Annotated in this window: 20 protein-coding genes, 2 tRNA genes and 1 pseudogene; 17 read left to right on the top strand and 6 right to left on the bottom strand. The window is 71.7% G+C overall.

From position 1 onward, the window contains the following. A pseudogene (locus VIU94_RS15625) lies at nucleotides 1–115 on the bottom strand (SsgA family sporulation/cell division regulator); the annotation flags it as partial. Nucleotides 116–238: 123 nt separating this feature from the next. On the opposite strand from VIU94_RS15625, the gene VIU94_RS15620 reads away from it, so the two are divergent. Together VIU94_RS15620 and VIU94_RS15615 are read left to right on the top strand one after the other, a co-directional pair. Next, nucleotides 239–679: a TIGR02611 family protein gene (locus VIU94_RS15620; protein ID WP_331911837.1), complete on the top strand. Its 441-nt coding sequence runs from the start codon at nucleotides 239–241 to the stop codon at nucleotides 677–679. 87 nt (nucleotides 680–766) lie between these two features. Then, nucleotides 767–841: transfer RNA gene (locus VIU94_RS15615), tRNA-Val, on the top strand. An 88-nt stretch (nucleotides 842–929) separates the two neighbouring features. Here the strand turns inward: VIU94_RS15615 and VIU94_RS15610 are convergent. Further along, nucleotides 930–3,536, bottom strand: a complete 2,607-nt coding sequence (locus tag VIU94_RS15610; protein WP_331911835.1) for an SCO7613 C-terminal domain-containing membrane protein — start codon at nucleotides 3,534–3,536, stop codon at nucleotides 930–932. Nucleotides 3,537–3,618: 82 nt separating this feature from the next. Between VIU94_RS15610 and VIU94_RS15605 the strand changes: the two genes are divergently transcribed. Together VIU94_RS15605 and VIU94_RS15600 are read left to right on the top strand one after the other, a co-directional pair. Then, nucleotides 3,619–4,080 carry an SRPBCC family protein gene (locus VIU94_RS15605; protein WP_331911833.1) on the top strand — a complete coding sequence of 154 codons (462 nt, stop codon included), beginning with the start codon at nucleotides 3,619–3,621 and terminating at the stop codon, nucleotides 4,078–4,080. 74 nt (nucleotides 4,081–4,154) lie between these two features. Beyond that, nucleotides 4,155–4,226: transfer RNA gene (locus VIU94_RS15600), tRNA-Val, on the top strand. Between the two features lie 73 nt (nucleotides 4,227–4,299). On the opposite strand, the gene VIU94_RS15595 is transcribed toward VIU94_RS15600, so the two are convergent. Beyond that, a complete protein-coding gene (locus tag VIU94_RS15595; RefSeq protein WP_331911831.1) occupies nucleotides 4,300–5,025 on the bottom strand; it encodes a 3'-5' exonuclease in 726 nt (241 codons plus the stop codon). Nucleotides 5,026–5,159: 134 nt separating this feature from the next. Here VIU94_RS15595 and VIU94_RS15590 point away from each other — a divergent pair, with 134 nt between their 5' ends. The 3 genes from VIU94_RS15590 (at nucleotide 5,160) to thrS (ending at nucleotide 9,146) form a co-directional block, all read left to right on the top strand. Then, nucleotides 5,160–5,768 (top strand): DUF4365 domain-containing protein, encoded by a 609-nt coding sequence (locus VIU94_RS15590; RefSeq protein WP_414720959.1) that lies wholly within the window; start codon nucleotides 5,160–5,162, stop codon nucleotides 5,766–5,768. Further along, a complete protein-coding gene (locus VIU94_RS15585; protein WP_331911829.1) occupies nucleotides 5,768–6,994 on the top strand; it encodes a hypothetical protein in 1,227 nt (408 codons plus the stop codon). Before VIU94_RS15590 ends, VIU94_RS15585 begins: the two co-directional genes overlap by 1 nt. A gap of 175 nt (nucleotides 6,995–7,169) precedes the next feature. Next, nucleotides 7,170–9,146, top strand: coding sequence for a threonine--tRNA ligase (gene thrS / locus VIU94_RS15580; protein WP_331911827.1), 1,977 nt, complete (start codon nucleotides 7,170–7,172; stop codon nucleotides 9,144–9,146). Between the two features lie 12 nt (nucleotides 9,147–9,158). Here the strand turns inward: thrS and VIU94_RS15575 are convergent, their stop codons facing one another. Continuing rightward, nucleotides 9,159–9,833 carry a potassium channel family protein gene (locus VIU94_RS15575; RefSeq protein ID WP_331911825.1) on the bottom strand — a complete coding sequence of 225 codons (675 nt, stop codon included), beginning with the start codon at nucleotides 9,831–9,833 and terminating at the stop codon, nucleotides 9,159–9,161. 66 nt (nucleotides 9,834–9,899) lie between these two features. Between VIU94_RS15575 and VIU94_RS15570 the strand changes: the two genes are divergently transcribed. Then, nucleotides 9,900–10,460 carry an HIT family protein gene (locus VIU94_RS15570; RefSeq protein ID WP_331911823.1) on the top strand — a complete coding sequence of 187 codons (561 nt, stop codon included), beginning with the start codon at nucleotides 9,900–9,902 and terminating at the stop codon, nucleotides 10,458–10,460. 66 nt (nucleotides 10,461–10,526) lie between these two features. Here the strand turns inward: VIU94_RS15570 and VIU94_RS15565 are convergent, their stop codons facing one another. Continuing rightward, nucleotides 10,527–12,170 carry an AbeC-like domain-containing protein gene (locus VIU94_RS15565; protein ID WP_331911821.1) on the bottom strand — a complete coding sequence of 548 codons (1,644 nt, stop codon included), beginning with the start codon at nucleotides 12,168–12,170 and terminating at the stop codon, nucleotides 10,527–10,529. 196 nt (nucleotides 12,171–12,366) lie between these two features. Beyond that, complete coding sequence (locus VIU94_RS15560; RefSeq protein WP_331911819.1) at nucleotides 12,367–14,574, bottom strand: elongation factor G-like protein EF-G2; 2,208 nt, start codon at nucleotides 14,572–14,574, stop codon at nucleotides 12,367–12,369. A gap of 251 nt (nucleotides 14,575–14,825) precedes the next feature. On the opposite strand from VIU94_RS15560, the gene pgsA reads away from it, so the two are divergent. From pgsA to ruvA, 9 genes are all read left to right on the top strand, one after another. Beyond that, nucleotides 14,826–15,488, top strand: a complete 663-nt coding sequence (gene pgsA / locus VIU94_RS15555) for a phosphatidylinositol phosphate synthase (protein WP_331911817.1) — start codon at nucleotides 14,826–14,828, stop codon at nucleotides 15,486–15,488. After that, nucleotides 15,485–16,450, top strand: coding sequence for a phosphatidylinositol mannoside acyltransferase (locus VIU94_RS15550; protein WP_331911815.1), 966 nt, complete (start codon nucleotides 15,485–15,487; stop codon nucleotides 16,448–16,450). The genes pgsA and VIU94_RS15550 overlap by 4 nt, the downstream gene beginning before the upstream one ends. Beyond that, nucleotides 16,447–17,607 carry a glycosyltransferase family 4 protein gene (locus tag VIU94_RS15545; protein ID WP_331911813.1) on the top strand — a complete coding sequence of 387 codons (1,161 nt, stop codon included), beginning with the start codon at nucleotides 16,447–16,449 and terminating at the stop codon, nucleotides 17,605–17,607. Before VIU94_RS15550 ends, VIU94_RS15545 begins: the two co-directional genes overlap by 4 nt. 113 nt (nucleotides 17,608–17,720) lie before the next feature. Further along, on the top strand, nucleotides 17,721–18,263 hold the full coding sequence (locus VIU94_RS15540; RefSeq protein WP_331911811.1) for a LemA family protein: 543 nt from the start codon (nucleotides 17,721–17,723) through the stop codon (nucleotides 18,261–18,263). Nucleotides 18,264–18,406: 143 nt separating this feature from the next. Further along, the gene (gene pdxS / locus VIU94_RS15535) at nucleotides 18,407–19,321 is read left to right on the top strand and encodes a pyridoxal 5'-phosphate synthase lyase subunit PdxS (RefSeq protein ID WP_331911809.1); all 915 of its coding nucleotides are present in this window, start codon (nucleotides 18,407–18,409) and stop codon (nucleotides 19,319–19,321) included. Between the two features lie 6 nt (nucleotides 19,322–19,327). Then, the gene (gene pdxT, locus VIU94_RS15530; RefSeq protein ID WP_280856424.1) at nucleotides 19,328–19,933 is read left to right on the top strand and encodes a pyridoxal 5'-phosphate synthase glutaminase subunit PdxT; all 606 of its coding nucleotides are present in this window, start codon (nucleotides 19,328–19,330) and stop codon (nucleotides 19,931–19,933) included. Between the two features lie 49 nt (nucleotides 19,934–19,982). After that, nucleotides 19,983–20,735, top strand: coding sequence for a YebC/PmpR family DNA-binding transcriptional regulator (locus VIU94_RS15525; RefSeq protein ID WP_057614183.1), 753 nt, complete (start codon nucleotides 19,983–19,985; stop codon nucleotides 20,733–20,735). A 131-nt stretch (nucleotides 20,736–20,866) separates the two neighbouring features. Then, on the top strand, nucleotides 20,867–21,406 hold the full coding sequence (gene ruvC, locus VIU94_RS15520; protein WP_059207945.1) for a crossover junction endodeoxyribonuclease RuvC: 540 nt from the start codon (nucleotides 20,867–20,869) through the stop codon (nucleotides 21,404–21,406). Beyond that, nucleotides 21,403–22,008 (top strand): Holliday junction branch migration protein RuvA, encoded by a 606-nt coding sequence (gene ruvA / locus VIU94_RS15515; protein WP_331911807.1) that lies wholly within the window; start codon nucleotides 21,403–21,405, stop codon nucleotides 22,006–22,008. The genes ruvC and ruvA overlap by 4 nt, the downstream gene beginning before the upstream one ends. Nucleotides 22,009–22,023: the final 15 nt, after the last annotated feature.

The raw sequence follows: 22,023 nt of genomic DNA, 5'->3' as shown, positions 1-22,023 counted from the left end.
TCGACACAACGAGGCGCAGGTGCAGCTCGCAGCTGACCGTGGTGTTCATAAGCGCCAGGGCCTTTCGCTCAGTGTGCGCTCGGGGATTCGCACGTCGGCGAAATCGACATGCCACCTACGGTGCCGTTGTAAACCCCTCTGTCTGTTTTGTGATCGTTCAGGTCGCCCGGACGGCGGTGTATGTCGTCCAGGCATGACTCCGTTCCGGTGATTCGCCGCGGTCCGGTAAGTTGGGGCCATGAATGCGGAGAGTGACGAGCGGAGCGCGGGGACCGCGGACACCGCAGAGAGCCCGGAGAGCGGCGAGAAGCCGCTCGGTTCCCGGGCGCCGGAGTTCATCAAGGCCCGCCGGACGCTCCATGTGAGCTGGCAGGTCGGCGTCTTCGTCGTCGGCCTGGCCGTCGTGGGGGCAGGCGTGGTCATGCTGCCGCTGCCCGGACCGGGATGGCTGGTGATCTTCGGTGGCATGGCGATCTGGGCGACTGAGTTCGTCTGGGCGCAGCTCGTGCTGCGCTGGACGAAGCGCAAGGTCACCGAGGCGACGCAGCGCGCCCTCGACCCGAAGGTGCGACGGCGGAACATCATCCTGACCACGATCGGCGTCGTGATCATCGCGGTGCTGCTCGCGATCTACATCTGGAAGTTCGGCGTCGTGATGCCCTGGAAGATCGACGAGTGACCCGGCGGGCCCCCGCCGCACCCGGCGGGCGGCCCGCGGGATGGTCAAAGGAGCCCGCTGACATGCGGTAATGTTTGCGGTGCGCCCGGGCGATTAGCTCAGTGGGAGAGCGCTTCGTTCACACCGAAGAGGTCACTGGTTCGAACCCAGTATCGCCCACCACCCGGACCGAGGGCCCGGAGACTGACTCAGTCTCCGGGCCCTCGGCGTTCCCCGTGCCGGCCCCCGCCGGGGCCGGCACGGGAGCCTCTCAGTGCATCCGGCCCAGCTTCTCCCGCAGCCGGCGCGCGTCGCGCAGCCGCTGCTCGTACGTCGCCCCCACCCCGAGCAGCAGCAGACCCGCGAGCGCGGGCGGGAGCCAGCGCGGCAGCGCCCCGACGACCTGCACCACGTACGGCGCCAGCTCGTGCAGCGCGTCCAGGGCCAGCACCGAGCCGCCCAGGACCAGCAGCGCCTGCAGCCGGTACCGGGCGCCCAGCAGGGTGACCGCCAGCGCGCCGAGGCCGAGCAGCAGCGGACGGACCCAGTCCGGGTCGGTCCACGCGGCGAACAGGCTGGGCACCAGGGTCGCGGCGAGCCCGGGCCCGTACGCCGTCCAGGACGACGCCTCCGGGTCCTTGCGCCGCCGCAGCACGCCGACGGCCAGGGCGGGGAGGGTCACCGGCAGCGTGTACGCCTCCGGGGTCGTCACGTCCGAGGCGTACAGCCGCACCCAGGTCGCCACGACGAAGAGCACCGCGGCGGTCCAGCCCGCCGCGCGCCGGCCCTCCGGGCGCAGCGCCGTGGCCGTGGCGAGGACGCCGCACAGCCCGAGCACCATCGCGAGGGTGGCCGGCCGGCCGGACGCCAGACCGATCGCGAGCAGCCCGACGGCCGCGCCGGACAGCTCGAACGGCACGGCGAGCGCGTGGCGGCGCAGCCGCGCGCCCAGGCCGACGGTGGCGGTGGGCACGACCAGAAGCCACAGCGCCGTGCGGTGGTCCGGGAGCTCCGCGGCGCGGGCCCCCGCCAGCACCAGCGCGCCGGCGGACGCGACCGCCAGACAGGCCGCCACGGCGCGGACCGAGCGCTCGCCGAACGCCGCGACCCCCGCGAACAGCGCGAGCAGCACCGCGAGCGCAGTGAACGTCCCCGCGCGGGTGTCAAGGCCGGTCAGCACCGCGCCGACCGCCGAGGCGAGGCCGGCCGCGGAGGCGCTCCACGCCATCGCCGTGGCCGGCGCGACGGAGACTGCTCCCTGCACCGGCTGGGGAGCCCCAGGGGTGCCCCAGCCCGGCCAGGTCGGTGCCCCGAAGGCGCCGGTGGGCGGTGTGCCGGCCTCGGCAGCGCTCGCCCCCGCGCCGCTCTCCGGCGCGCCGGAGTGGTCCGCCGAGGCGGGGACGGACGCCGCCGGGCCCTCCGTCGGGCCGTCGGCGGCGCGCTCGTGCTCGACCGGGACGGACTCGCCCTGCGCCTTCTCCGGGGCGGCGGCCGAGGCGACGCCTCGCACCAGCCGCTCCGGGCGGCACACCACCGCGGCCGCCGCGACGGCCGTCACCAGCAGCAGGGTCAGCCGGGCCGAGTGCGGCAGCTCGAACGACACCGGCAGAGACAGGACCGTCGCCCACGCCAGGAGCACCGCCAGGCAGCGGGACCAGACGCGGGGGAGCAGGGCGAGGGCCGCCACCGCCGTCAGCAGGACCAGGGCAGCGGTCGCCGGGTAGCCGAAGGGTGCGGGGGAGGCCGGTCCCGACCAGATCGGGGTCGTGCGGACCGCCGACTCCAGGAGCACCGCCGCCACCGGAGGCAGCGACCACAGCACGCCGACGCCGAGTACACCCGCGCCCGTGCCCAGCGCGCCCTGCTTCACCGGCCGGGGCAGCCCCGTGCGCAGGACCGCCGCGAGGGCCACGCCGCATGCCACGTACCCGGGCACCATCCAGTCGACCGGCAGCACCGTGCGCAGAACGCCGCCCACCGCGACGACCGTCGAGAGCGCCGCGACCACGGCGCCGAACACGGTCACCGTGGGCGTGCGCCAGGCCACGTACAGCGCCAGCGCGCCGCCCGCCAGCAGCAGGCCCGTCGCCGGAACCGCGTCCGTCAGCGAGAACCAGCCACCCGTCAGCAGCGCCCAGCCGCCCGTCGCGCACAGGCCCACCGCCGCGGTCGTGCGCACCGACGCCCGCTTCACCCACAGCACCAGCGCCGCGTCCGCGACGGCCGTCGCCAGCATCGCCCAGCCCAGCGTGAACATCCCCGCGTCCGCCGCCACCGCGGCCATCGGCAGCGGCAGTTGGGCGGTGACCACCGCCACCGGCAGCGGGATTCGCAGCCGGCTGCCGAGCGCCGTGCCGTACGCCGCCCACGCCCCGGCCAGAACCGCCGAGGCGGCCGCCGTGTACGCCACGCCGTCGGTGTCCGCGAGGGCTACCCGGTGCAGCGCGTACGCGTCGAGGACCATCAGGACGAGCCCGAGCGCGCCGACCGACTCGGCCGTCGAGACCAGGCCGCGACGCAGCAGCACCACCGGCGCGGCCAGCGCTGCCGCAGTAACCAGACCGAGCACCGCCGCCCGGCCGCCGATGCCCATCGAGCCCCAGCTCACCAGCGTGAAGGCGATCGCGGCGATCGTCAGCAGGATCCCGCCGAGCGTGAGCAGCACGTTCTGGGCGCTGGGCGGGGTCGAGTCCGCGACGGGGCGCGGGGGCGCGGTCCAGCCGGTCGCCGGGGCGACCGGCCCCGGGACCGCGGCAGCCCGCAGCACCTGGACCAGCCAGTCGCGACGGGCCAGCAAGTGTGACCTGCGAGCATCGAGTTGGGCCAGCTCGCGATCGACGAGCACCAGCTCCTCGGCAGGCGGCAGAACATTTTCCATACGCGGAGTGTGTCCCGGGGCACAGACAGAGGGATGCGCCGGGGTACTCATATCTCCGGCTGAGTACGTACACACTGGGGACATGGACTGGTGCCGCTACCGCTTCCGCAGCGTCTGGCAGTTGGCCGCCCCGCCCGACGCGGTCTACGCCGTGCTCGAACGGGCCGAGGAGTACCCCCGCTGGTGGCCGCAGGTCCGCGAGGTCACCCCGGTCGACGAGACCACCAGCACGGCCCGGTTCCGCTCCGTCCTGCCGTACGACCTCGTCGTCACCGCCGTCGCCCTGCGCGGCGACCCCGAGGCGCGGGTGCTGGAGGTCGGACTCAGCGGCGACCTGGACGGCTGGGCCCGCTGGACGCTCTCCGAGCAGGGGCCCGGGACCCGCGCGGTGTACGAGCAGGAGGTCGAGGTCCGCAGCCCGCTGATGCGCGCGTTCGCGGTGCCCGGCAGGCCCGTCTTCCGCGCCAACCACGCGCTCATGATGCGCGGGGGACGGCGCGGACTGGCTGCCCAGTTGGAGGGGCCGGGCGAAGCCCGTCGTTGAGGGGCGGTGGTCGGGCGACGGGTGGGCGGGTTTGAACCCAGGGCGGCAGGCCCTGTATGGTTCAACCCGTTCCCGGGCGATTAGCTCAGCGGGAGAGCACTTCGTTCACACCGAAGGGGTCACTGGTTCGATCCCAGTATCGCCCACCGGGAAAGGCCGGTCCGTCATCGACGGACCGGCCTTCTTCGTATCCGCCAGTGCCGGAGCACCGGAGCACGATCACGCCGCAGCGGCGATCTCCGGACGCAGCGGCCACGCAGGGTCCACCGGCTCCGGCGTCCCGTTCCGGGTGAACCAGGCCTGCAGCCCGCGTGCCTGCGCCGCGTGCCAGACCGCCTGGCGGGCGTGCAGCTCGGCCGGCGTCAGCCGTTCGAGCCGCGAAGAGAACTTCCGCGCCACCGCCCGCACGACGTCCAGCGCGGCGACCGCGTCCGCCGCCGCGTCGTGCGCGCCGGTCAGCTCCACCCCGTACTCCGCGCACAGGTCCGTCAGCGTGCGACGGCCCTTGCGGTAGCGGTCCAGATGCTTGTCGAGCACCCGCGGATCGAGCACGCACAGCGGCACGTTCTCCATGTAGCGGGCCAGCGACGAGGCCCGGTGCCGGCGCAGCTCGCGGTCCAGAATCGTCAGATCGAACGGCGCGTTCATCACCACCAACGGGCGGCCCGCCGCGGACTGCTCCGTCAACGCCCGGGCCACCTCTTCCATCACCGGAGCCGGCCAGCGGCCGTTCCGCTGCAGGTGATCGTCCGTCAGACCGTGTATCTCGGTGGCTCCCCGGGGCACCGGGATCCCCGGATTGACGAGCCAACGGGTGATCCGCGGCCGTCCGCCGGCCGTGTCCTGGACGACGAGGGCGGCGGACACGATCCGGTCCTCCTCGACGTCAACTCCTGTGGTCTCCGTGTCGAATGCGGCCAGGGGCCCCTCGTACCAGTGCGTCATCCCCGAACTCCTCGCACCTCAGCGGCAGATGGCGGCAGATGGGCTTGTCCCGCTGCCCGATTCGGTGATACCCGGGCCGTTTGCGCCGTACGCGGGGCGGTGACAACACAGATGACGGGGAAGGGAATTGACTCATGGCGCTCCCGCAGCCCGAGCCCGGGGGGCCGAACGGCACCGCAGGCACCGGCGGAGGGCTGCTGCCGCCGCAGCGGGACGCACCGCTGCGGGGCTCGCTCGCCACCACCGCCTGCATGGAGACCCTCCAGGTGGGCTATCTGCACGCGGTCGCGGCAGCGGCGGGCTGTTCGCTCTCGCAGCCGTTTCCGGACAACGGCATCGACTGGCACGTGAGCCACAGCGCTCCCGGCCACACCATCGACGACGAAGTGACCATCAAGGTGCAGCTCAAGTGCACCTACCAGATCGCACCGCACGCGCCCGGGCCCGCGCCCGCCGCGTTCTCGTTCACGCTCGACAACGAGCACCTGGTGAAGCTGGCGCGGACCCCGGTCTCGGTGCACAAGATCCTGGTCGTGATGATCGCGCCCCGCTCCCAGGCGGACTGGCTGCGGGCCGGACACGACCGGCTCGACCTGCGGCACTGCTGCTACTGGATCAATCTGGCAGGCCACCCCGTCACGGGGCGGCGCCGGACCACCGTGCGGATACCGACCGCGCGAATCTTCGACGACCGGGCGCTCTGCGAGATCATGACCCGGGTCGGGGCGGGAGGGAGACCCTGATGCACTGGCCGATCGACGAACCCGAGGGTGGTTCCGTCCCCTACCGGCCCCACCCCCCGGCCTCGGTCGGCGACCCGGGGCTGCCGGACCCCGCCCGCGTGGACCCCCTGGTCCTCGGCGCGCTCCTGGACCGGCACGGCTGGCGGCGGCGCGGAGGGTCAGCCGGGCGGTACGCCCGCTGGACCCCACCCGGGCCCGGCGCGCACGGCACCAGCCTGCTGGTGCCCGAGAGCCGGGCGTTCCCCGACTGCGAGGACCTCCTCGGCGAGGCGCTGACCGCGCTCGCCCGCAGCGGCACGCCGTCCGCGCGGGACGTGCTGGTGGGGCTGAGCCTGCCCAGCGACGAGATCCGCTGGTCCCGTGACGTGCCGCAGGGCCCGTCCGGGACGCTGACCTGGACGGCACAGGAGCAGTTGCGCTCGGCCGCCCGGCAGCTGCTGCTGGCCGGCGCGCTCGCGGTGCGCGGGCGCGCCGGGTACCACGGCGGCCGGCACCGCCGACAGGCCCAGGCCTCGCTGGAGAGCGTGGTGGTCGGCGCGGTGCCGGGCGGGCGCGGACTGACCGCCTTCGTGCCGGTGGACGCGGGCCGTCCCATCGCCGTACGGCTCTACCACGCGCTGTACGCGGCCCGGGAGGCCGTGGACTACCAGCGGGCCACGGGCGGCATGGAGGCCTTCGACACGGCGGTGCAGGCCGGCGTGAGCCGGGAGCTGACCGAGGCGCTGGTGGCGCTTGTGCGGGGGGCGGAGGGGGCCAGGATCGCGCTTGAGTGGGCGCCGGCGGCCGGGGCGCCGGAGGGCTGCGCGGTACGGCCGGAGCCGGTGGAGTTCTCGCCCGGCGACCTGCCCGCGCTGCGCGAGGCGGGCGCGCGGTACATGACGGACGAGCCGTCGATGCCGGTGCGGATCACCGGCGCGGTGGTGCGGATGCGCCGCTCCGGGCCGCGCGGCGAGGGCACGGTGCGGCTGCGGGTGCTGGCCGGGGCGGAGGTCCCGCATGTCCGCGTCGCCCTCGACGAGGAGGCGTACCGGACCGCGGTCCACGCCCACCTGGTCGGCCTGCCCATCCGCGTCGTCGGCCGCCTGGAGCGGCGCGGCGGCTTCCGGCGGCTCACGGACGCCTCGGGCGTCGTCCCGGTCCAGGTGGACGACGCGGAGCGGGACCGCCTGATGAAGTCCCTCCACGAGAACCTCGACTTCTTCGAGGAGGCGTGCGGAGGGGACTGAGGGGGCGAGCGGCAGGGGCGCGGCCGGGCCCCGGCGGCGGTCCCTGCCGCGGAAACCGTTTCGCGGGGGACCCCTGGGGCTCGGTACGATCGGCGACGACGCGGCACCTCGTCTCTGCCGCGGACCGTCGGCGTCGGCACTTCGTGTCTGCCCACGCCCCTATGTAGGAGCACCAGTGTCTGATGTCCGTGTGACCGTCCAGTCCGCCTCAGGATCCGAGGACCGGGCGGTGAGCGCGGGCACCACGGCCGGCGCCCTGTTCGCCGACGACCGGTCCGTCATCGCCGCCCGCGTCGGCGGCGAGCTGAAGGACCTCTCGTACGACCTCGCCGAGGGCGACGTCGTCGAGCCCGTCGAGATCTCCTCCGAGGACGGCCTCAACATCCTGCGCCACTCCACCGCGCATGTGATGGCCCAGGCCGTGCAGGAGCTCTTCCCCGAGGCCAAGCTGGGCATCGGCCCGCCGGTCCGGGACGGCTTCTACTACGACTTCGACGTCGAGAAGCCGTTCACCCCCGAGGATCTCAAGGCCATCGAGAAGAAGATGCAGGAGATCCAGAAGCGCGGCCAGCGCTTCTCCCGCCGCGTCGTCTCCGACGAGGAGGCCCGCGAGGAGCTGGCGGACGAGCCGTACAAGCTGGAGCTCATCGGCATCAAGGGCGCGGCGTCCACCGACGACGGCGCGAACGTCGAGGTCGGCGGCGGCGAGCTGTCCATCTACGACAACCTGGACGCCAAGACCGGCGACCTGTGCTGGAAGGACCTCTGCCGTGGTCCGCACCTGCCGACCACCCGGAACATCCCGGCGTTCAAGCTGATGCGCAACGCGGCCGCCTACTGGCGTGGCAGCGAGAAGAACCCGATGCTCCAGCGCATCTACGGCACCGCGTGGCCGTCGAAGGAGGAGCTGAAGGCTCACCTCGACTTCCTCGCCGAGGCCGAGAAGCGCGACCACCGCAAGCTGGGCAACGAGCTCGACCTGTTCTCCATCCCGGACGAGATCGGCTCCGGCCTCGCCGTCTTCCACCCCAAGGGCGGCATCATCCGCCGGGTCATGGAGGACTACTCGCGGAAGAAGCACGAGGAGCACGGCTACGAGTTCGTGTACTCGCCGCACGCCACCAAGGGCGCCCTCTTCGAGAAGAGCGGCCACCTGGACTGGTACGCGGAGGGCATGTACCCCCCCATGCAGCTCGACGGTGGTACCGACTACTACCTCAAGCCCATGAACTGCCCGATGCACAACCTGATCTTCGACGCCCGCGGGCGCTCCTACCGTGAGCTGCCCCTGAGGTTCTTCGAGTTCGGCACCGTGTACCGGTACGAGAAGTCCGGCGTGGTCCACGGCCTGACCCGGGCCCGTGGCTTCACCCAGGACGACGCGCACATCTACTGCACCAAGGAGCAGATGGCCGAGGAGCTGGACCGGACCCTCACCTTCGTCCTGGACCTGCTGCGCGACTACGGTCTGACCGACTTCTACCTGGAGCTGTCCACCAAGGACCCGGAGAAGTTCGTCGGCTCGGACGAGATCTGGGAGGAGGCCACCGCGGTCCTCCAGCAGGTCGCAGAGAAGCAGGGCCTCCCGCTGACCCCCGACCCGGGCGGCGCGGCCTTCTACGGCCCGAAGATCTCCGTGCAGGCGCGCGACGCCATCGGCCGTACCTGGCAGATGTCGACCGTGCAGCTCGACTTCAACCTGCCGGAGCGGTTCGACCTGGAGTACACCGCGTCGGACGGTTCGAAGCAGCGCCCGGTCATGATCCACCGCGCGCTGTTCGGCTCGATCGAGCGCTTCTTCGCGGTGCTCCTGGAGCACTACGCGGGTGCGATGCCGCCGTGGCTCGCGCCCGTCCAGGCGACCGGAATCCCGATCGGCGACGCGCACATCCCGTACCTGCAGGAGTTCGCCGCCAAGGCGCGCAAGCAGGGGCTGCGGGTGGACGTGGACGCCTCCGCTGACCGGATGCAGAAGAAGATCCGGAACGCGCAGAAGCAGAAGGTGCCGTTCATGATCATCGCCGGTGACGAGGACATGGCCAACGGCGCCGTCTCCTTCCGCTACCGCGACGGCTCGCAGGAGAACGGCGTCCCGGTCGACGACGCCATCGCCAAGATCGCCAAGATCGTCGAGGAGCGCGTCCAGGTCTGACCTGCGGCCCGCTCAGGAGGCCCCCGGGGAATCCCCCGGGGGCCTCTTCTCGTCCTCCATGGCGAACGTCTGGATCAGCCAGGACGAGAACGAGCCCGTCACCGCGCCGAGCAGCGCCAGGCCGCAGGCCATCATGCCGACCGCGATGACGCGGCCGAACGGTGTCACCGGGACCACGTCGCCGTAGCCCACCGTCGCCAGCGTTTCGCAGGCCCACCAGATCGCGTCGCCGAAGGTGCGGATGGTCGCGCCGGGGGCGTCGTGTTCGTGGTGGTAGACGGTCAGCGCGCCGGCGAAGCCGAGCAGCAAGACGGTGAGGCCCGCGTACACCATGACCCGTGCGTACAGGGTGAGCCTCGGCCCGTCGCGTCGCCGGCGCTGGACGCGGTCGTACAGGTTGAACATCCGCACCGGGCGCAGCAGCGGAATCAGCAGGACGATCGTGTCCAGAAGGTGGGTGCGGACGAACCGTCGGGGGCCCTGGCCGCTGAGTCGGAGTCGTACCGCGTAGTCGAGGAGGAAGACGGCCCAGGCCGCGCCGATCACGATCAGGCATGTGGTCCGCCAGGTCTCGGGCAGGTCGAGGGCGAGGACGCGCACCGCGTACGCGGTCAGGAACAGCATCGAGGCCGCGGCCAGTGGCCGGTCCATGCGGCGGTCCCAGCGCTGCTGCGGGCTGTCGTTCATCGGATCAGCATGTCCGGCGGGCTGGATCCTGCGCCCCGGCGACACGTTCCGAACGGGCGAAGCAATATGCTGCACAGCATGACGATTGAGCCGGAGCAGCAGATCGGAGTGGGGACGCAGGACGCGTTCCAGCGCCTGTGGACGCCTCACCGGATGGCCTACATCCAGGGCGAGAACAAGCCGAGCGGCCCGGAGGCGGGGGACGGCTGTCCGTTCTGCTCGATCCCGTCGATGTCCGACGAGGAGGGGCTCGTCGTCGCCCGCGGCCGGCATGTGTACGCGGTGCTGAACCTGTACCCGTACAACGGCGGGCATCTGATGGTGGTCCCGTACCGGCATGTCGCGGACTACACCGATCTGGACACGGGCGAGACGATCGAGCTGGCCGAGCTGACCAAGCGGGCGATGGCGGCGCTGCGCACGGCGTCGGGCGCGCACGGCTTCAACATCGGGATGAACCAGGGTGCGGCGGCGGGGGCCGGCATCGCCGCTCACCTGCATCAGCACGTGGTGCCCCGGTGGGGCGGCGACACCAATTTCATGCCGGTGGTCGGGCATACGAAGGTGCTGCCGCAGCTGCTCGCGGACACGCGCAAGATGCTGGCCGACGCCTGGCCGAGCGACTGAGCGAGCAGGCGACCAGTCGCAGACAGTACGAAGGCCGGGCCCTGGGGCCCGGCCTTCCGTGCGTCGTCAGGCGTCGTAGACGTCGGCCCTCTTCGGGCCGGGGTCCTGGATCATGCCGCTCAGTATCAGCGAGCGGTTGGAGAACCGCTCGGTGTTCACGCCGTGGTCCTCCAGCACCTTGATGGTGGCGGTGTGGACGGCGCGCATGACGGGGGTGGCGGCGCGGATGGCGTCGTCGGCCATGAAACGGTGCTTCCAGGGCTTGTCGGCCCAGGCGTGCCGCAGCCCGAAGGGTTCGGGCAGGACGAGTTTGCCGCCGAGGAAGTCCAGGATGGGCGGGAACCAGGTCAGCGGGGCGCGGACGGCGAGCCGTACGACCTCGTCGGTGTTCACGAGCGGCAGTTTGATCTCTCGGGTCTCCCAGAACCGGACGGTCTTGGAGACCTCCTTGGTCTTCGCCTGCGGCTTGCCGGTGAAGAGCGAGTGCACGGGGCCGAGGGCGTGGCCGGTGACCTCGACTCGCAAGGTGTGCAGCAGCGAGGTGACCGTGATCATCATGGTGAGGACGAGCTGTCCGTCCCAGAGGGTGAACTGGACGCCCAGGTAGTGGCGGTTGCCGCTGCCGAACTGCTGGTCGTTGCAGATCCGCTGTATCTCGTGGGGCCGTACCTGGAAGGTGGTGATGTTCTCGCCCTCGGGGCGGGCGACCTCCGTCGCGCCCTCGCCGACCGGCGAGACGATCCAGTGCTTGACGACCGGCTTGGGGAATCCGGTCTTGAGCGAGCCGCGCTCCAGCAGCTTGAGCTGGTCGTGGATCGGCCGGATCACGTCCCAGGCGCGGAAGTCGTGGATCTCCTTGCCCTCCTGGGGGACGAGGTCCTCGGCCAGGGTCCAGCTGCCCCAGCGGGTCCCCATGCCGAGTATGCCCTTGGGGCCGGCGTAGAAGACGATGTTGGACTGCTGCTCCGCGGTGAGCTTCTCGAGGTTCTGGCGCAGCTCTTCCGCGGCGCTCTCGGCCGGGTCTCCCGGGACCGCTTCGGGGATCTTGGCGCCGACGCCGCCGCCGCTGAGCAGTCCGTCCCAGCGTGCGCGCAGGTCGACGGCGGTGGTCTCGCAGATCCGCTTGGCGAGGACCCAGCCGAGCGGCGGGGCGATCACCATGGCGCGGAGGTAGAGCCCGAGCAGGCTGTCGAGGGGCAGTTTGATCAGGAAGACGACGGCGAGCAGGCCCATGCCGAACAGCAGGGCCGTGCCGAGCGCGCCGGCGCGTTTGTCGGCCGCTCCGGCGAGGCTGCGGCGGAGTTGGATGACGCCGAGCCAGAGCAGCAGTCCGGGCAGGAACAGGACGCCGAAGACGACGGTGACCATGGTGAGCTTGACGTCGCGGCGGCGGCGGATGTTGGTGGCGGCGAGGCAGTGCTCGACGACCGGCTGGGGTTCGGTGCCGAAGGACTGGATGAGCGCCTTGCGGGCGCCGCCGAGCATGCGGACCTGGACGGCCCGGGAGAACGCCTCGCCCAGGTCGGGCCGGAACAGGTCGTGCCACTTGCCCTTCTTGACCGTGGACTTGTGCCAGTCGCTGTTCGCCTTGAGGATCTCGTCCATCGGGCCGTCGCGGTACGCGGCGGAGGCGAGCGCGAACGTCGCCGCGGTCTGGCCGTCCGAGCCCTGCAGGGGGACCTGCGCCCCGGGTCCGTAAACGATCGTCATCAGCCCCCATCGCCGCGTGCACCGCGTGGTCCACCGCGTCATCCTTGTGCGGCCTGTTCCCAACTACCGCGCCCCGCACACCTTCTGAGCTGGGCACCCCAGCGTATCCGGGACTCGGGGTGCGCGTCAGGTGACGGCCGGATGCCGCCGTTCCCTGGCTGGGCGGGAACGGCGGCATCCGTTGACGATGGCTCAACTACACGCCCGTATCGGCCTGTTCGCGGATCTTGTCGGCCAGCTGGGGTGGCATGGCCTCGTGCCGGGCGTACGTGCGGTCGAAGGCCCCGGTGCCGTGGGAGATGGAGCGGAGGTCGACCGCGTACCGGCCGATCTCGATCTCCGGCACCTCGGCCCGTACGAGTGTCCGTCCCGGGCCTGCCTGTTCGGTGCCGACGACGCGGCCGCGTCGGCCGGAGAGGTCGCTCATGACGGGGCCGACGTATTCGTCGGGGACCATCACCTGGACTTCGGCGACGGGTTCCAGGAGATGGATCGGCGCGTCGGCCGCGGCCTCCCGCAGGGCCAGCGCTCCGGCGGTCTGGAAGGCCGCGTCGGAGGAGTCCACCGAGTGGGCCTTGCCGTCCCGGAGCGTGATGCGGACGTCGACCAGCGGGTATCCGGCGGCCACGCCGCGGGCGGCCTGTGCGCGTACGCCCTTCTCGACGGAGGGGATGAAGTTGCGCGGTACGGCGCCGCCGACGACCTTGTCGACGAACTCGACTCCGCTGCCCGGCGGCAGCGGTTCGACGTCGATCTCACAGATGGCGTACTGGCCGTGGCCGCCGGACTGTTTGACGTGCCGGCCGCGGCCCGCGGACGCCGCGCCGAACGTCTCGCGGAGCGACACCTTGTGGGGGACGGTGTCGACCTGGACGCCGTACCGGGTGCGCAGCCGTTCCAGGACGACGTCGCGGTGTGCCTCGCCCAGGCACCAGAGCACGACCTGGTGGGTGTGCGGGTTCTGTTCCAAGCGCATCGTGGGGTCCTCGGCGACGAGCCGGGCCAGGCCCTGGGAGAGCCGGTCCTCGTCGGCCTTGCTGTGCGCCTGGATGGCCAGCGGCAGCAGGGGGTCGGGCATGGTCCACGGTTCCATCAGGAGCGGGTCGTCCTTGGCGGACAGGGTGTCGCCGGTCTCGGCGCGGCCGAGTTTGGCGACGCAGGCGAGATCGCCGGCGATGCAGCGGTTGAGCAGTCGTTGCTGTTTGCCGAAGGGCGAGGTCAGGGCGCCGACGCGTTCGTCGACGTCGTGGTCCTCGTGGCCGCGGTCGGCGAGTCCGTGGCCGGAGACGTGCACGGTCTCGTCGGGCCGCAGGGTGCCGGAGAAGACCCGGACCAGCGAGATCCGGCCGACGTACGGGTCGGAGGCGGTCTTGACGACCTCGGCGACGAGCGGGCCGTCCGGGTCGCAGGACAGGGCCGGGCGGGGCGCTCCGGAGGGGGTGGTGACGGCGGGGGCCTGGCGCTCGAGCGGGGTGGGGAAGCCGCCGGTGATCAGTTCCAGGAGCTCGACGGTGCCGAGGCCCTGCCGACCGCCGTCGGAGGCGGGGGCGGCGGCGAGCACGGGATGGAAGGCGCCGCGGGCGACGGCCTTCTCCAGGTCGTCGATCAGCGTCTTGAGGTCGATCTCCTCGCCGCCGAGGTAGCGGTCCATCAGGGACTCGTCCTCGCTCTCGGCGATGATCCCCTCGATCAGCCGGTTGCGGGCCTCCTCCAGGAGCGGGCGCTGGGTGTCGTCGGGCGGGTTCTCCTTGCGTTCGCCGGTGGAGTAGTCGTAGATCTGCCGGGTCAGCAGGCCGACGAGGCCGGTGGACGGGGCGTGTCCGTCGGGCGCTTCGGGCCCGTACACGGGCAGGTAGAGCGGGAGGACGGCGTCGGGGTCGTCGCGGCCGAAAAGCTGCCCGCAGACCTCGGTGAGCCGTGCGTAGTCGGTGCGGGCGGTGTCCAGATGCGTGACGACGATGGCCCGGGGCATGCCGACGGCCGCGCACTCCTCCCACACCATGCGGGTGGCGCCGGGGACCGCGTCCGCCTCCTGCGCCGCGGAGACGACGAAGAGGGCCGCGTCCGCGGCGCGCAGACCGGCCCTCAGCTCCCCGACGAAGTCGGCGTACCCGGGGGTGTCGAGGAGATTGATCTTGTACCCGCCCCATTCCAGGGGGACGAGGGAGAGCTGTACGGATCGTTGCTGGCGGTGCTCGATCTCGTCGTAGTCGGAGATCGTGCCGCCGTCCTCGACCCGGCCGGCCCGGTTGACCGCTCCCGCGGTCAGCGCCAGGGCCTCGATCAGGGTCGTCTTTCCCGAACCGCTGTGGCCGACCAGCACCACGTTCCGTACGGCCGAGGGCCGGTCGGCCGCTGGTGCCCTGCCGGCGGCTCCGGGCTGTGCGTTCGCCTTGTCGCCCATGATGTGTTCCTCCCGACTGCTCGCACGCGAGGTGGGACGCGGGCGAGCGGGGAGTGCGGGGCAGCTCCGGCCATGCCCGCGATGGTTCTTCGAGCTTTGCACTGCTGTCACGGTGCGTCCATACGTCGTACGCCCGGGAGGCCGATACGCGCCGTGGCGGGTGCGCGCCCGTGCGCCGGGAGGCGCGTGGCTACGATGGGCCAGCCGGTGGCCGTTGGGGCCGCGCGGCGCACCGAGCCCTCGGGAAGGCCATGCTGAACAAGTACGCGCGTGCGTTTTTCACGCGTGTCCTCACGCCGTTCGCCGCGTTTCTGCTCCGCAGGGGGGTGAGCCCCGACGCGGTCACGCTCATCGGCACGGCGGGAGTCGTGGCGGGTGCGCTGGTCTTCTTCCCCCGGGGAGAGTTCTTCTGGGGCACGATCGTCATCACCCTGTTCGTGTTCTCCGACCTCGTCGACGGGAACATGGCCCGCCAGGCCGGCATCTCCAGCCGCTGGGGCGCGTTCCTGGACTCGACCCTGGACCGGGTCGCGGACAGCGCGATTTTCGGAGGCTTCGCGCTCTGGTACGCGGGTAGCGGAAACGACAACGTGCTGTGCGCGGTCTCGCTGTTCTGCCTGGCGAGCGGGCAGGTCGTGTCGTACACCAAGGCGCGCGGCGAGTCGATCGGCCTGCCGGTCGCGGTCAACGGACTGGTGGAGCGGGCCGAGCGGCTCGTGATCTCGCTGGTCGCGGCCGGTCTTGCGGGGCTGCACACGTTCGGCGTGCCCGGCATCGAGGTGCTGCTGCCGATCGCCCTGTGGATCGTGGCGGTGGGCTCCGCGGTGACGTTGGGGCAGCGGGTGGTGACGGTACGACGAGAGGCCGCGGAGGCCGACGAGGCCGCCGCGCGGGGGAGCGAGGCGACGTCATGAGCGGCGCGAAGGACCGGCTGACGGACGCGCTGTACGGCCTGGGCTGGGCCACGGTCAAGACGCTGCCCGAGCCGGTGGCCGCGGGCCTCGGCCGCAGGATCGCGGACACGGCCTGGAAGCGGCGCGGCAAGAGCGTGCTGCGCCTGGAGTCGAACCTGGCGCGGGTCGTCCCGGACGCCACGCCGCAGCGGCTGGCCGAGCTGTCGAAGGCCGGCATGCGCTCGTACATGCGGTACTGGATGGAGTCCTTCCGGCTGCCGACGTGGAGCCAGGAGCGGGTCGACGGCGGCTTCGACGTGAAGGACGTGCACTACCTGAAGGACGGGCTGGCCTCCGGCCGCGGCGTGATACTCGCGCTGCCGCATCTGGCCAACTGGGACCTGGCCGGGGTGTGGGTGACGCGCTCGCTCGGCGTGCCGTTCACGACGGTCGCCGAGCGGCTCAAGCCGGAGACGCTGTACGACCGGTTCGTCGCGTACCGGGAGTCGCTGGGCATGGAGGTGCTGCCGCACACCGGCGGCTCCGCGTTCGGGACGCTGGCGCGGCGGCTGCGCGCGGGGGGCCTGGTCTGCCTGGTCTCCGACCGCGATCTGTCCGCGTCCGGCGTCGAGGTGAAGTTCTTCGGCGACACCGCGCGGATGCCCGCCGGGCCGGCGATTCTCGCCCAGCAGACCGGCGCGCTGCTGCTGCCGGTGACGCTCTGGTACGACGACTCGCCGGTCATGAAGGGGCGGATCCATCCGCCGATCGAGGTGCCCGAGACAGGCGGCCGGGCCGAGAAGACGTCCGTGATGACACAGGCGCTGGCCGACGCCTTCGCCACCGGCATCGCGGATCATCCGGAGGACTGGCACATGCTGCAACGACTGTGGCTGGCGGATCTGGAGGAACGGGCGGGGGAAGGGTCCGAAGAGCGGCCCGGGGACCGTCCCGAGGCCCGGCCCGAGGTGAGCGGCTCGTGAGGATCGGCATCGTCTGCCCGTACTCCTGGGACGTGCCGGGCGGCGTCCAGTTCCACATCCGGGACCTCGCGGAGCACCTGATCCGCCTCGGACACGAGGTGTCCGTGCTCGCGCCGGCCGACGACGAGACGCCGCTGCCGCCGTACGTGGTGTCGGCGGGCCGTGCCGTGCCGGTGCCGTACAACGGCTCGGTGGCCCGGCTGAACTTCGGCTTCCTGTCGGCGGCGCGGGTGCGGCGCTGGCTCCACGAGGGCACGTTCGACGTGATCCACATCCACGAGCCGGGCTCCCCGTCGCTCGGGCTGCTGGCGTGCTGGGCGGCGCAGGGGCCGATCGTGGCCACCTTCCACACGTCGAACCCGCGGTCGCGGGCGATGGTCGCGGCGTACGCGATCCTCCAGGCCGCGCTGGAGAAGATCAGCGCGCGGATCGCGGTGAGCGAGTACGCGCGGCGCACGCTGGTGGAGCATCTCGGCGGCGACGCGGTCGTCATCCCGAACGGCGTGGACGTGGACTTCTTCGCGCGGGCCGAGCCGAAGAAGGAGTGGCAGGGCGGCACGATCGGCTTCATCGGCCGGATCGACGAGCCGCGCAAGGGCCTGCCGGTGCTGATGAAGGCCCTGCCGCGGATCCTCGCGGAGCGGCCGGGGACCCGGCTGCTCGTGGCGGGGCGCGGTGACGAGGAAGAGGCGGTGGCGTCGCTGCCCGTCGACATGCGGTCGCGGGTGGAGTTCCTCGGGATGGTCAGCGACGAGGACAAGGCGCGGCTGCTGCGCAGCGTGGACGTGTACGTGGCGCCCAACACCGGCGGGGAGAGCTTCGGGATCATCCTGGTCGAGGCGCTGTCGGCGGGCGCGCCGGTGCTCGCCTCGGACCTGGACGCCTTCGCGCAGGTGCTGGACCAGGGCGCGGCGGGCGAGCTGTTCGCGAACGAGGACGCCGACGCGCTGGCGGACGCGGCGATCCGCCTCCTCGGCGACGAGCCCCGCCGCGCCGAACTGCGCGCCCGCGGCAGCGCCCACGTCCGCCGCTTCGACTGGTCGACGGTCGGCGCGGACATCCTCGCGGTCTACGAAACGGTGACGGACGGCGCGGCGTCGGTGGCGACGGACGAGCGCACGGGGCTGCGGGCGCGATGGGGGTTGGCCCGGGACTAGGGCCTGTCCGGCGGATCATGGCAGGCCGGCCAGCCCCCTGCTCCCGCCCGCACGGCGGGCCCCACGGGCCGCGTGGGCAGGAGGGCTGAAGGCCGGCGGTAGCCTTTCGCCCCGTGACCGCAACGTTCATCTGGATTCTCGTCGGGCTTGTCGCGATCGGCCTCTACCTCAGCTGGACCGCCGGGCGGCTCGATCGGCTGCATGCGCGGATCGACGCCGCGCGTGCCGCGCTCGACGCGCAGTTGTTGCGGCGGGCCTCGGTGGCGCAGGAGTTGGCCACCTCGGGCGTGCTCGACCCGGCCGCGTCGATCGTCCTGTACGAGGCCGCCCACGCGGCCCGGCAGGCCGACGAGGACCAGCGTGAGGTCGCCGAGAGCGAGCTGAGCCAGGCCCTGCGCGCGGTGTTCGGGGAGGCCGGGCAGGTCGAGGTGGTCCGGGAGGCCCCGGGCGGCGAGGAGGCCGCCGAGGAGCTCGCGCAGGCCGTGCGCCGGGTGCCGATGGCGCGGCGGTTCCACAACGACGCCGTGCGCGCCGCGCGGGCGCTGCGCCGCCACCGCAAGGTCCGCTGGTTCCGGCTGGCAGGCCACGCCCCCTTCCCGCTCGCCTTCGAAATGGACGACGAACCGCCCATCGCACTTGCGGATCGCCCCGTCTGAGCCCCCGCGACCTTCGGATTCCACGAAAACGAGCCACGGGCTCCACATTGGCCCTTGCTGTGGCCCCCTTCTGGCCGGTTTCCTTCTCTCGTCAACCGCCGTTGTCATGAGTGTCATGCCTGAGTGTCATGAGTGAGGTACCCGTGTCCACCACGCCTTCCACCACCCCCCAGTCCCCCGAGACCGGCACCGCGCGCGTCAAGCGCGGCATGGCCGAGCAGCTCAAGGGCGGTGTGATCATGGATGTGGTCAACGCCGAGCAGGCGAAGATAGCCGAGGACGCCGGCGCTGTCGCGGTCATGGCCCTGGAGCGGGTCCCCGCCGACATCCGCAAGGACGGCGGCGTGGCGCGCATGTCCGACCCGAACATGATCGAAGAGATCATCGGCGCGGTCTCCATCCCGGTCATGGCCAAGTCCCGCATCGGCCACTTCGTCGAGGCCCAGGTCCTGCAGTCCCTCGGCGTCGACTACATCGACGAGTCCGAGGTCCTCACCCCGGCCGACGAGGTCAACCACTCCGACAAGTGGGCCTTCACCACCCCCTTCGTCTGTGGCGCCACCAACCTGGGCGAGGCCCTGCGCCGCATCGCCGAGGGCGCGGCCATGATCCGTTCGAAGGGCGAGGCCGGCACCGGCAACGTCGTCGAGGCCGTCCGCCACCTGCGCCAGATCAAGAACGAGATCGCCAAGCTGCGCGGCTTCGACAACAACGAGCTCTTCGCCGCCGCCAAGGAGCTGCGCGCCCCCTACGAGCTCGTCAAGGAAGTCTCCGAGCTCGGCAAGCTCCCCGTCGTGCTGTTCTCCGCCGGTGGCGTCGCCACCCCGGCCGACGCCGCGCTGATGCGCCAGCTCGGCGCCGAGGGCGTCTTCGTCGGATCCGGCATCTTCAAGTCGGGCGACCCGGCCAAGCGCGCCGCCGCCATCGTGAAGGCCACCACCTTCTACGACGACCCGAAGATCATCGCGGACGCGTCCCGCAACCTCGGCGAGGCCATGGTCGGCATCAACTGCGACACCCTCCCCGAGACCGAGCGCTACGCCAACCGCGGCTGGTAACCACTCATGAGCACTCCTGTCATAGGCGTCCTGGCCCTCCAGGGCGACGTCCGGGAGCACCTCGTGGCCCTGGCCGCGGCCGACGCCGTGGCCAGGCCGGTGCGGCGCCCCGACGAACTCGCCGAGGTCGACGGCCTCGTCCTCCCCGGCGGCGAGTCCACGACCATCTCCAAGCTGGCCGTCCTCTTCGGAGTGATGGAGCCGCTACGCGCGCGTGTGCGTGCCGGAATGCCTGTCTACGGCACCTGCGCGGGCCTGATCATGCTGGCCGACAAGATCCTCGACCCGCGCTCGGGCCAGGAGACGATCGGCGGCATCGACATGATCGTGCGCCGCAACGCCTTCGGACGTCAGAACGAGTCCTTCGAAGCGGCGGTCGACGTGAAGGGCGTCGAGGGCGATCCTGTAGAGGGCGTTTTCATCCGCGCCCCCTGGGTCGAGTCCGTCGGCGCCGAGACCGAAGTGCTCGCCGAGCACGAGGGCCACATCGTCGCGGTCCGCCAGGGCAACGCGCTCGCCACGTCGTTCCACCCGGAACTGACCGGCGACCACCGCGTGCACTCCCTGTTCGTCGACATGGTGCGCGCGAACCGGACGGCGGAGTCCTTGTAGGATCTCTGGCGTTCGTTGTGTGTATGGGTTACGCGAAGGAGACAGGCAGATGTCCGGCCACTCTAAATGGGCTACGACGAAGCACAAGAAGGCCGTGATCGATGCCAAGCGCGGCAAGCTCTTCGCGAAGTTGATCAAGAACATCGAGGTCGCGGCCCGTATGGGCGGCGTCGACATCGAGGGCAACCCGACTCTCTACGACGCCATCCAGAAGGCGAAGAAGTCGTCGGTCCCCAACAAGAACATCGACTCCGCGGTCAAGCGCGGCGGCGGTCTCGAGGCCGGTGGCGCCGACTACGAGACGATCATGTACGAGGGTTACGGCCCGAACGGTGTCGCGGTGCTCATCGAGTGCCTCACCGACAACCGCAACCGCGCCGCCTCCGACGTCCGCGTCGCCATGACCCGCAACGGCGGCTCCATGGCCGACCCGGGCTCGGTGTCGTACCTCTTCAACCGCAAGGGCGTCGTCATCGTCCCCAAGGGCGAACTGGGCGAGGACGACGTGCTCGGTGCCGTCCTGGACGCGGGCGCCGAGGAGGTCAACGACCTCGGTGAGTCCTTCGAGGTCATCAGCGAGGCCACCGACCTGGTCGCGGTCCGCACCGCCCTTCAGGACGCCGGCATCGACTACGACTCCGCCGACGCCAACTTCGTCCCGACCATGCAGGTCGAGCTGGACGAGGAAGGCGCCAAGAAGATCTTCAAGCTGATCGACGCCCTCGAGGACAGCGACGACGTCCAGAACGTCTTCGCCAACTTCGACGTGAGCGACGAGGTCATGGAGAAGGTCGACGCCTGAGCCGACGCTCAGCTTCGAACGGGCCGACGGGACACCCCCGTCGGCCCGTCGCGTTGCCGGGCGTTGCCGGCACCCGTTGTCGGTGGCACCCGATAGCCTGCACAAACAGGAGATCGAAGGGCGGGGTGAGCGTGCGCGTACTCGGGGTGGACCCCGGACTGACGCGGTGCGGTGTCGGTGTGGTTGAAGGCGTTGCCGGCAGGCCGCTCACGATGATCGGCGTCGGGGTCGTACGCACGCCCGCCGACGCCGAGTTGGGGCAGCGCCTCGTCGCGATCGAGCAGGGCATCGAGCAGTGGCTGGACGAGCACCGGCCCGAATGCGTCGCCGTGGAGCGGGTGTTCAGCCAGCACAACGTCCGTACGGTGATGGGCACCGCTCAGGCCAGCGCCGTCGCGATGCTGTGCGCCGCCCGCCGCGGCATCCCCGTCGCCCTGCACACCCCGAGCGAGGTCAAGGCCGCCGTCACCGGCAGCGGACGCGCCGACAAGGCCCAGGTCGGCGCCATGGTCACCCGCCTGCTGCGGCTCGACGCGCCGCCCAAGCCGGCCGACGCCGCCGACGCCCTCGCGCTCGCCATCTGTCACATCTGGCGCGCGCCCGCCCAGAACCGACTCCAGCAGGCCGTCGCCCTGCACGCAGCCACAGCACGGAAAGGCCGTACGGCATGATCGCCTTTGTGAGCGGCACGGTCGCCGCACTCGCTCCCGACGCCGCGGTGGTCGAGGTCGGCGGTGTCGGCATGGCGGTGCAGTGCACGCCGAACACGCTCTCGACGCTCCGCCTCGGCAAGCCCGCCAAGCTCGCCACCTCCCTGGTCGTACGAGAGGACTCCCTCACTCTCTACGGCTTCGTCGACGACGACGAGCGCCAGGTCTTCGAACTGCTGCAGACCGCGAGCGGAGTCGGCCCGCGGCTGGCCCAGTCCATGCTGGCGGTGCACTCGCCCGACGCGCTGCGCCGAGCGGTGGCCACGGGCGATGAAAAGGCGCTCATCGCCGTGCCCGGCATCGGCAAGAAGGGCGCCCAGAAGCTGCTCCTTGAGCTGAAGGACCGGCTGGGCGAGCCGATCGGCGCGCCCGCGATCGGCGCTCCGGTCACCCAGGGCTGGCGCGACCAGCTGCACGCCGCCCTGATCGGCCTCGGATACGCCACGCGCGAGGCCGACGAGGCCGTGTCCGCCGTGGCACCCCAGGCCGAGGCCGCCGGGGGCACCCCGCAGGTGGGCCAGCTGCTGAAGGCCGCCCTGCAGACCCTGAACCGCGCCCGCTAGGAGAACGTCAGTGAA

This window comes from Streptomyces sp. (assembly GCF_036566765.1).
Taxonomy (GTDB): domain Bacteria; phylum Actinomycetota; class Actinomycetes; order Streptomycetales; family Streptomycetaceae; genus Streptomyces.
This window is presented reverse-complemented; position numbering and strand designations above follow the sequence as displayed.

Bases quoted from the DNA above. Each gene is read 5' to 3' on its own strand.
- VIU94_RS15620 (WP_331911837.1), top strand. From the start codon at position 239: ATGAATGCGGAGAGTGACGAGCGGAGCGCGGGGACCGCGGACACCGCA.
- VIU94_RS15610 (WP_331911835.1), bottom strand. From the start codon at position 3,536: ATGGAAAATGTTCTGCCGCCTGCCGAGGAGCTGGTGCTCGTCGATCGC.
- VIU94_RS15605 (WP_331911833.1), top strand. From the start codon at position 3,619: ATGGACTGGTGCCGCTACCGCTTCCGCAGCGTCTGGCAGTTGGCCGCC.
- VIU94_RS15595 (WP_331911831.1), bottom strand. From the start codon at position 5,025: ATGACGCACTGGTACGAGGGGCCCCTGGCCGCATTCGACACGGAGACC.
- VIU94_RS15590 (WP_414720959.1), top strand. From the start codon at position 5,160: ATGGCGCTCCCGCAGCCCGAGCCCGGGGGGCCGAACGGCACCGCAGGC.
- VIU94_RS15585 (WP_331911829.1), top strand. From the start codon at position 5,768: ATGCACTGGCCGATCGACGAACCCGAGGGTGGTTCCGTCCCCTACCGG.
- VIU94_RS15575 (WP_331911825.1), bottom strand. From the start codon at position 9,833: ATGAACGACAGCCCGCAGCAGCGCTGGGACCGCCGCATGGACCGGCCA.
- VIU94_RS15570 (WP_331911823.1), top strand. From the start codon at position 9,900: ATGCTGCACAGCATGACGATTGAGCCGGAGCAGCAGATCGGAGTGGGG.
- VIU94_RS15565 (WP_331911821.1), bottom strand. From the start codon at position 12,170: ATGACGATCGTTTACGGACCCGGGGCGCAGGTCCCCCTGCAGGGCTCG.
- VIU94_RS15560 (WP_331911819.1), bottom strand. From the start codon at position 14,574: ATGGGCGACAAGGCGAACGCACAGCCCGGAGCCGCCGGCAGGGCACCA.
- pgsA (WP_331911817.1), top strand. From the start codon at position 14,826: ATGCTGAACAAGTACGCGCGTGCGTTTTTCACGCGTGTCCTCACGCCG.
- VIU94_RS15550 (WP_331911815.1), top strand. From the start codon at position 15,485: ATGAGCGGCGCGAAGGACCGGCTGACGGACGCGCTGTACGGCCTGGGC.
- pdxT (WP_280856424.1), top strand. From the start codon at position 19,328: ATGAGCACTCCTGTCATAGGCGTCCTGGCCCTCCAGGGCGACGTCCGG.
- VIU94_RS15525 (WP_057614183.1), top strand. From the start codon at position 19,983: ATGTCCGGCCACTCTAAATGGGCTACGACGAAGCACAAGAAGGCCGTG.
- ruvA (WP_331911807.1), top strand. From the start codon at position 21,403: ATGATCGCCTTTGTGAGCGGCACGGTCGCCGCACTCGCTCCCGACGCC.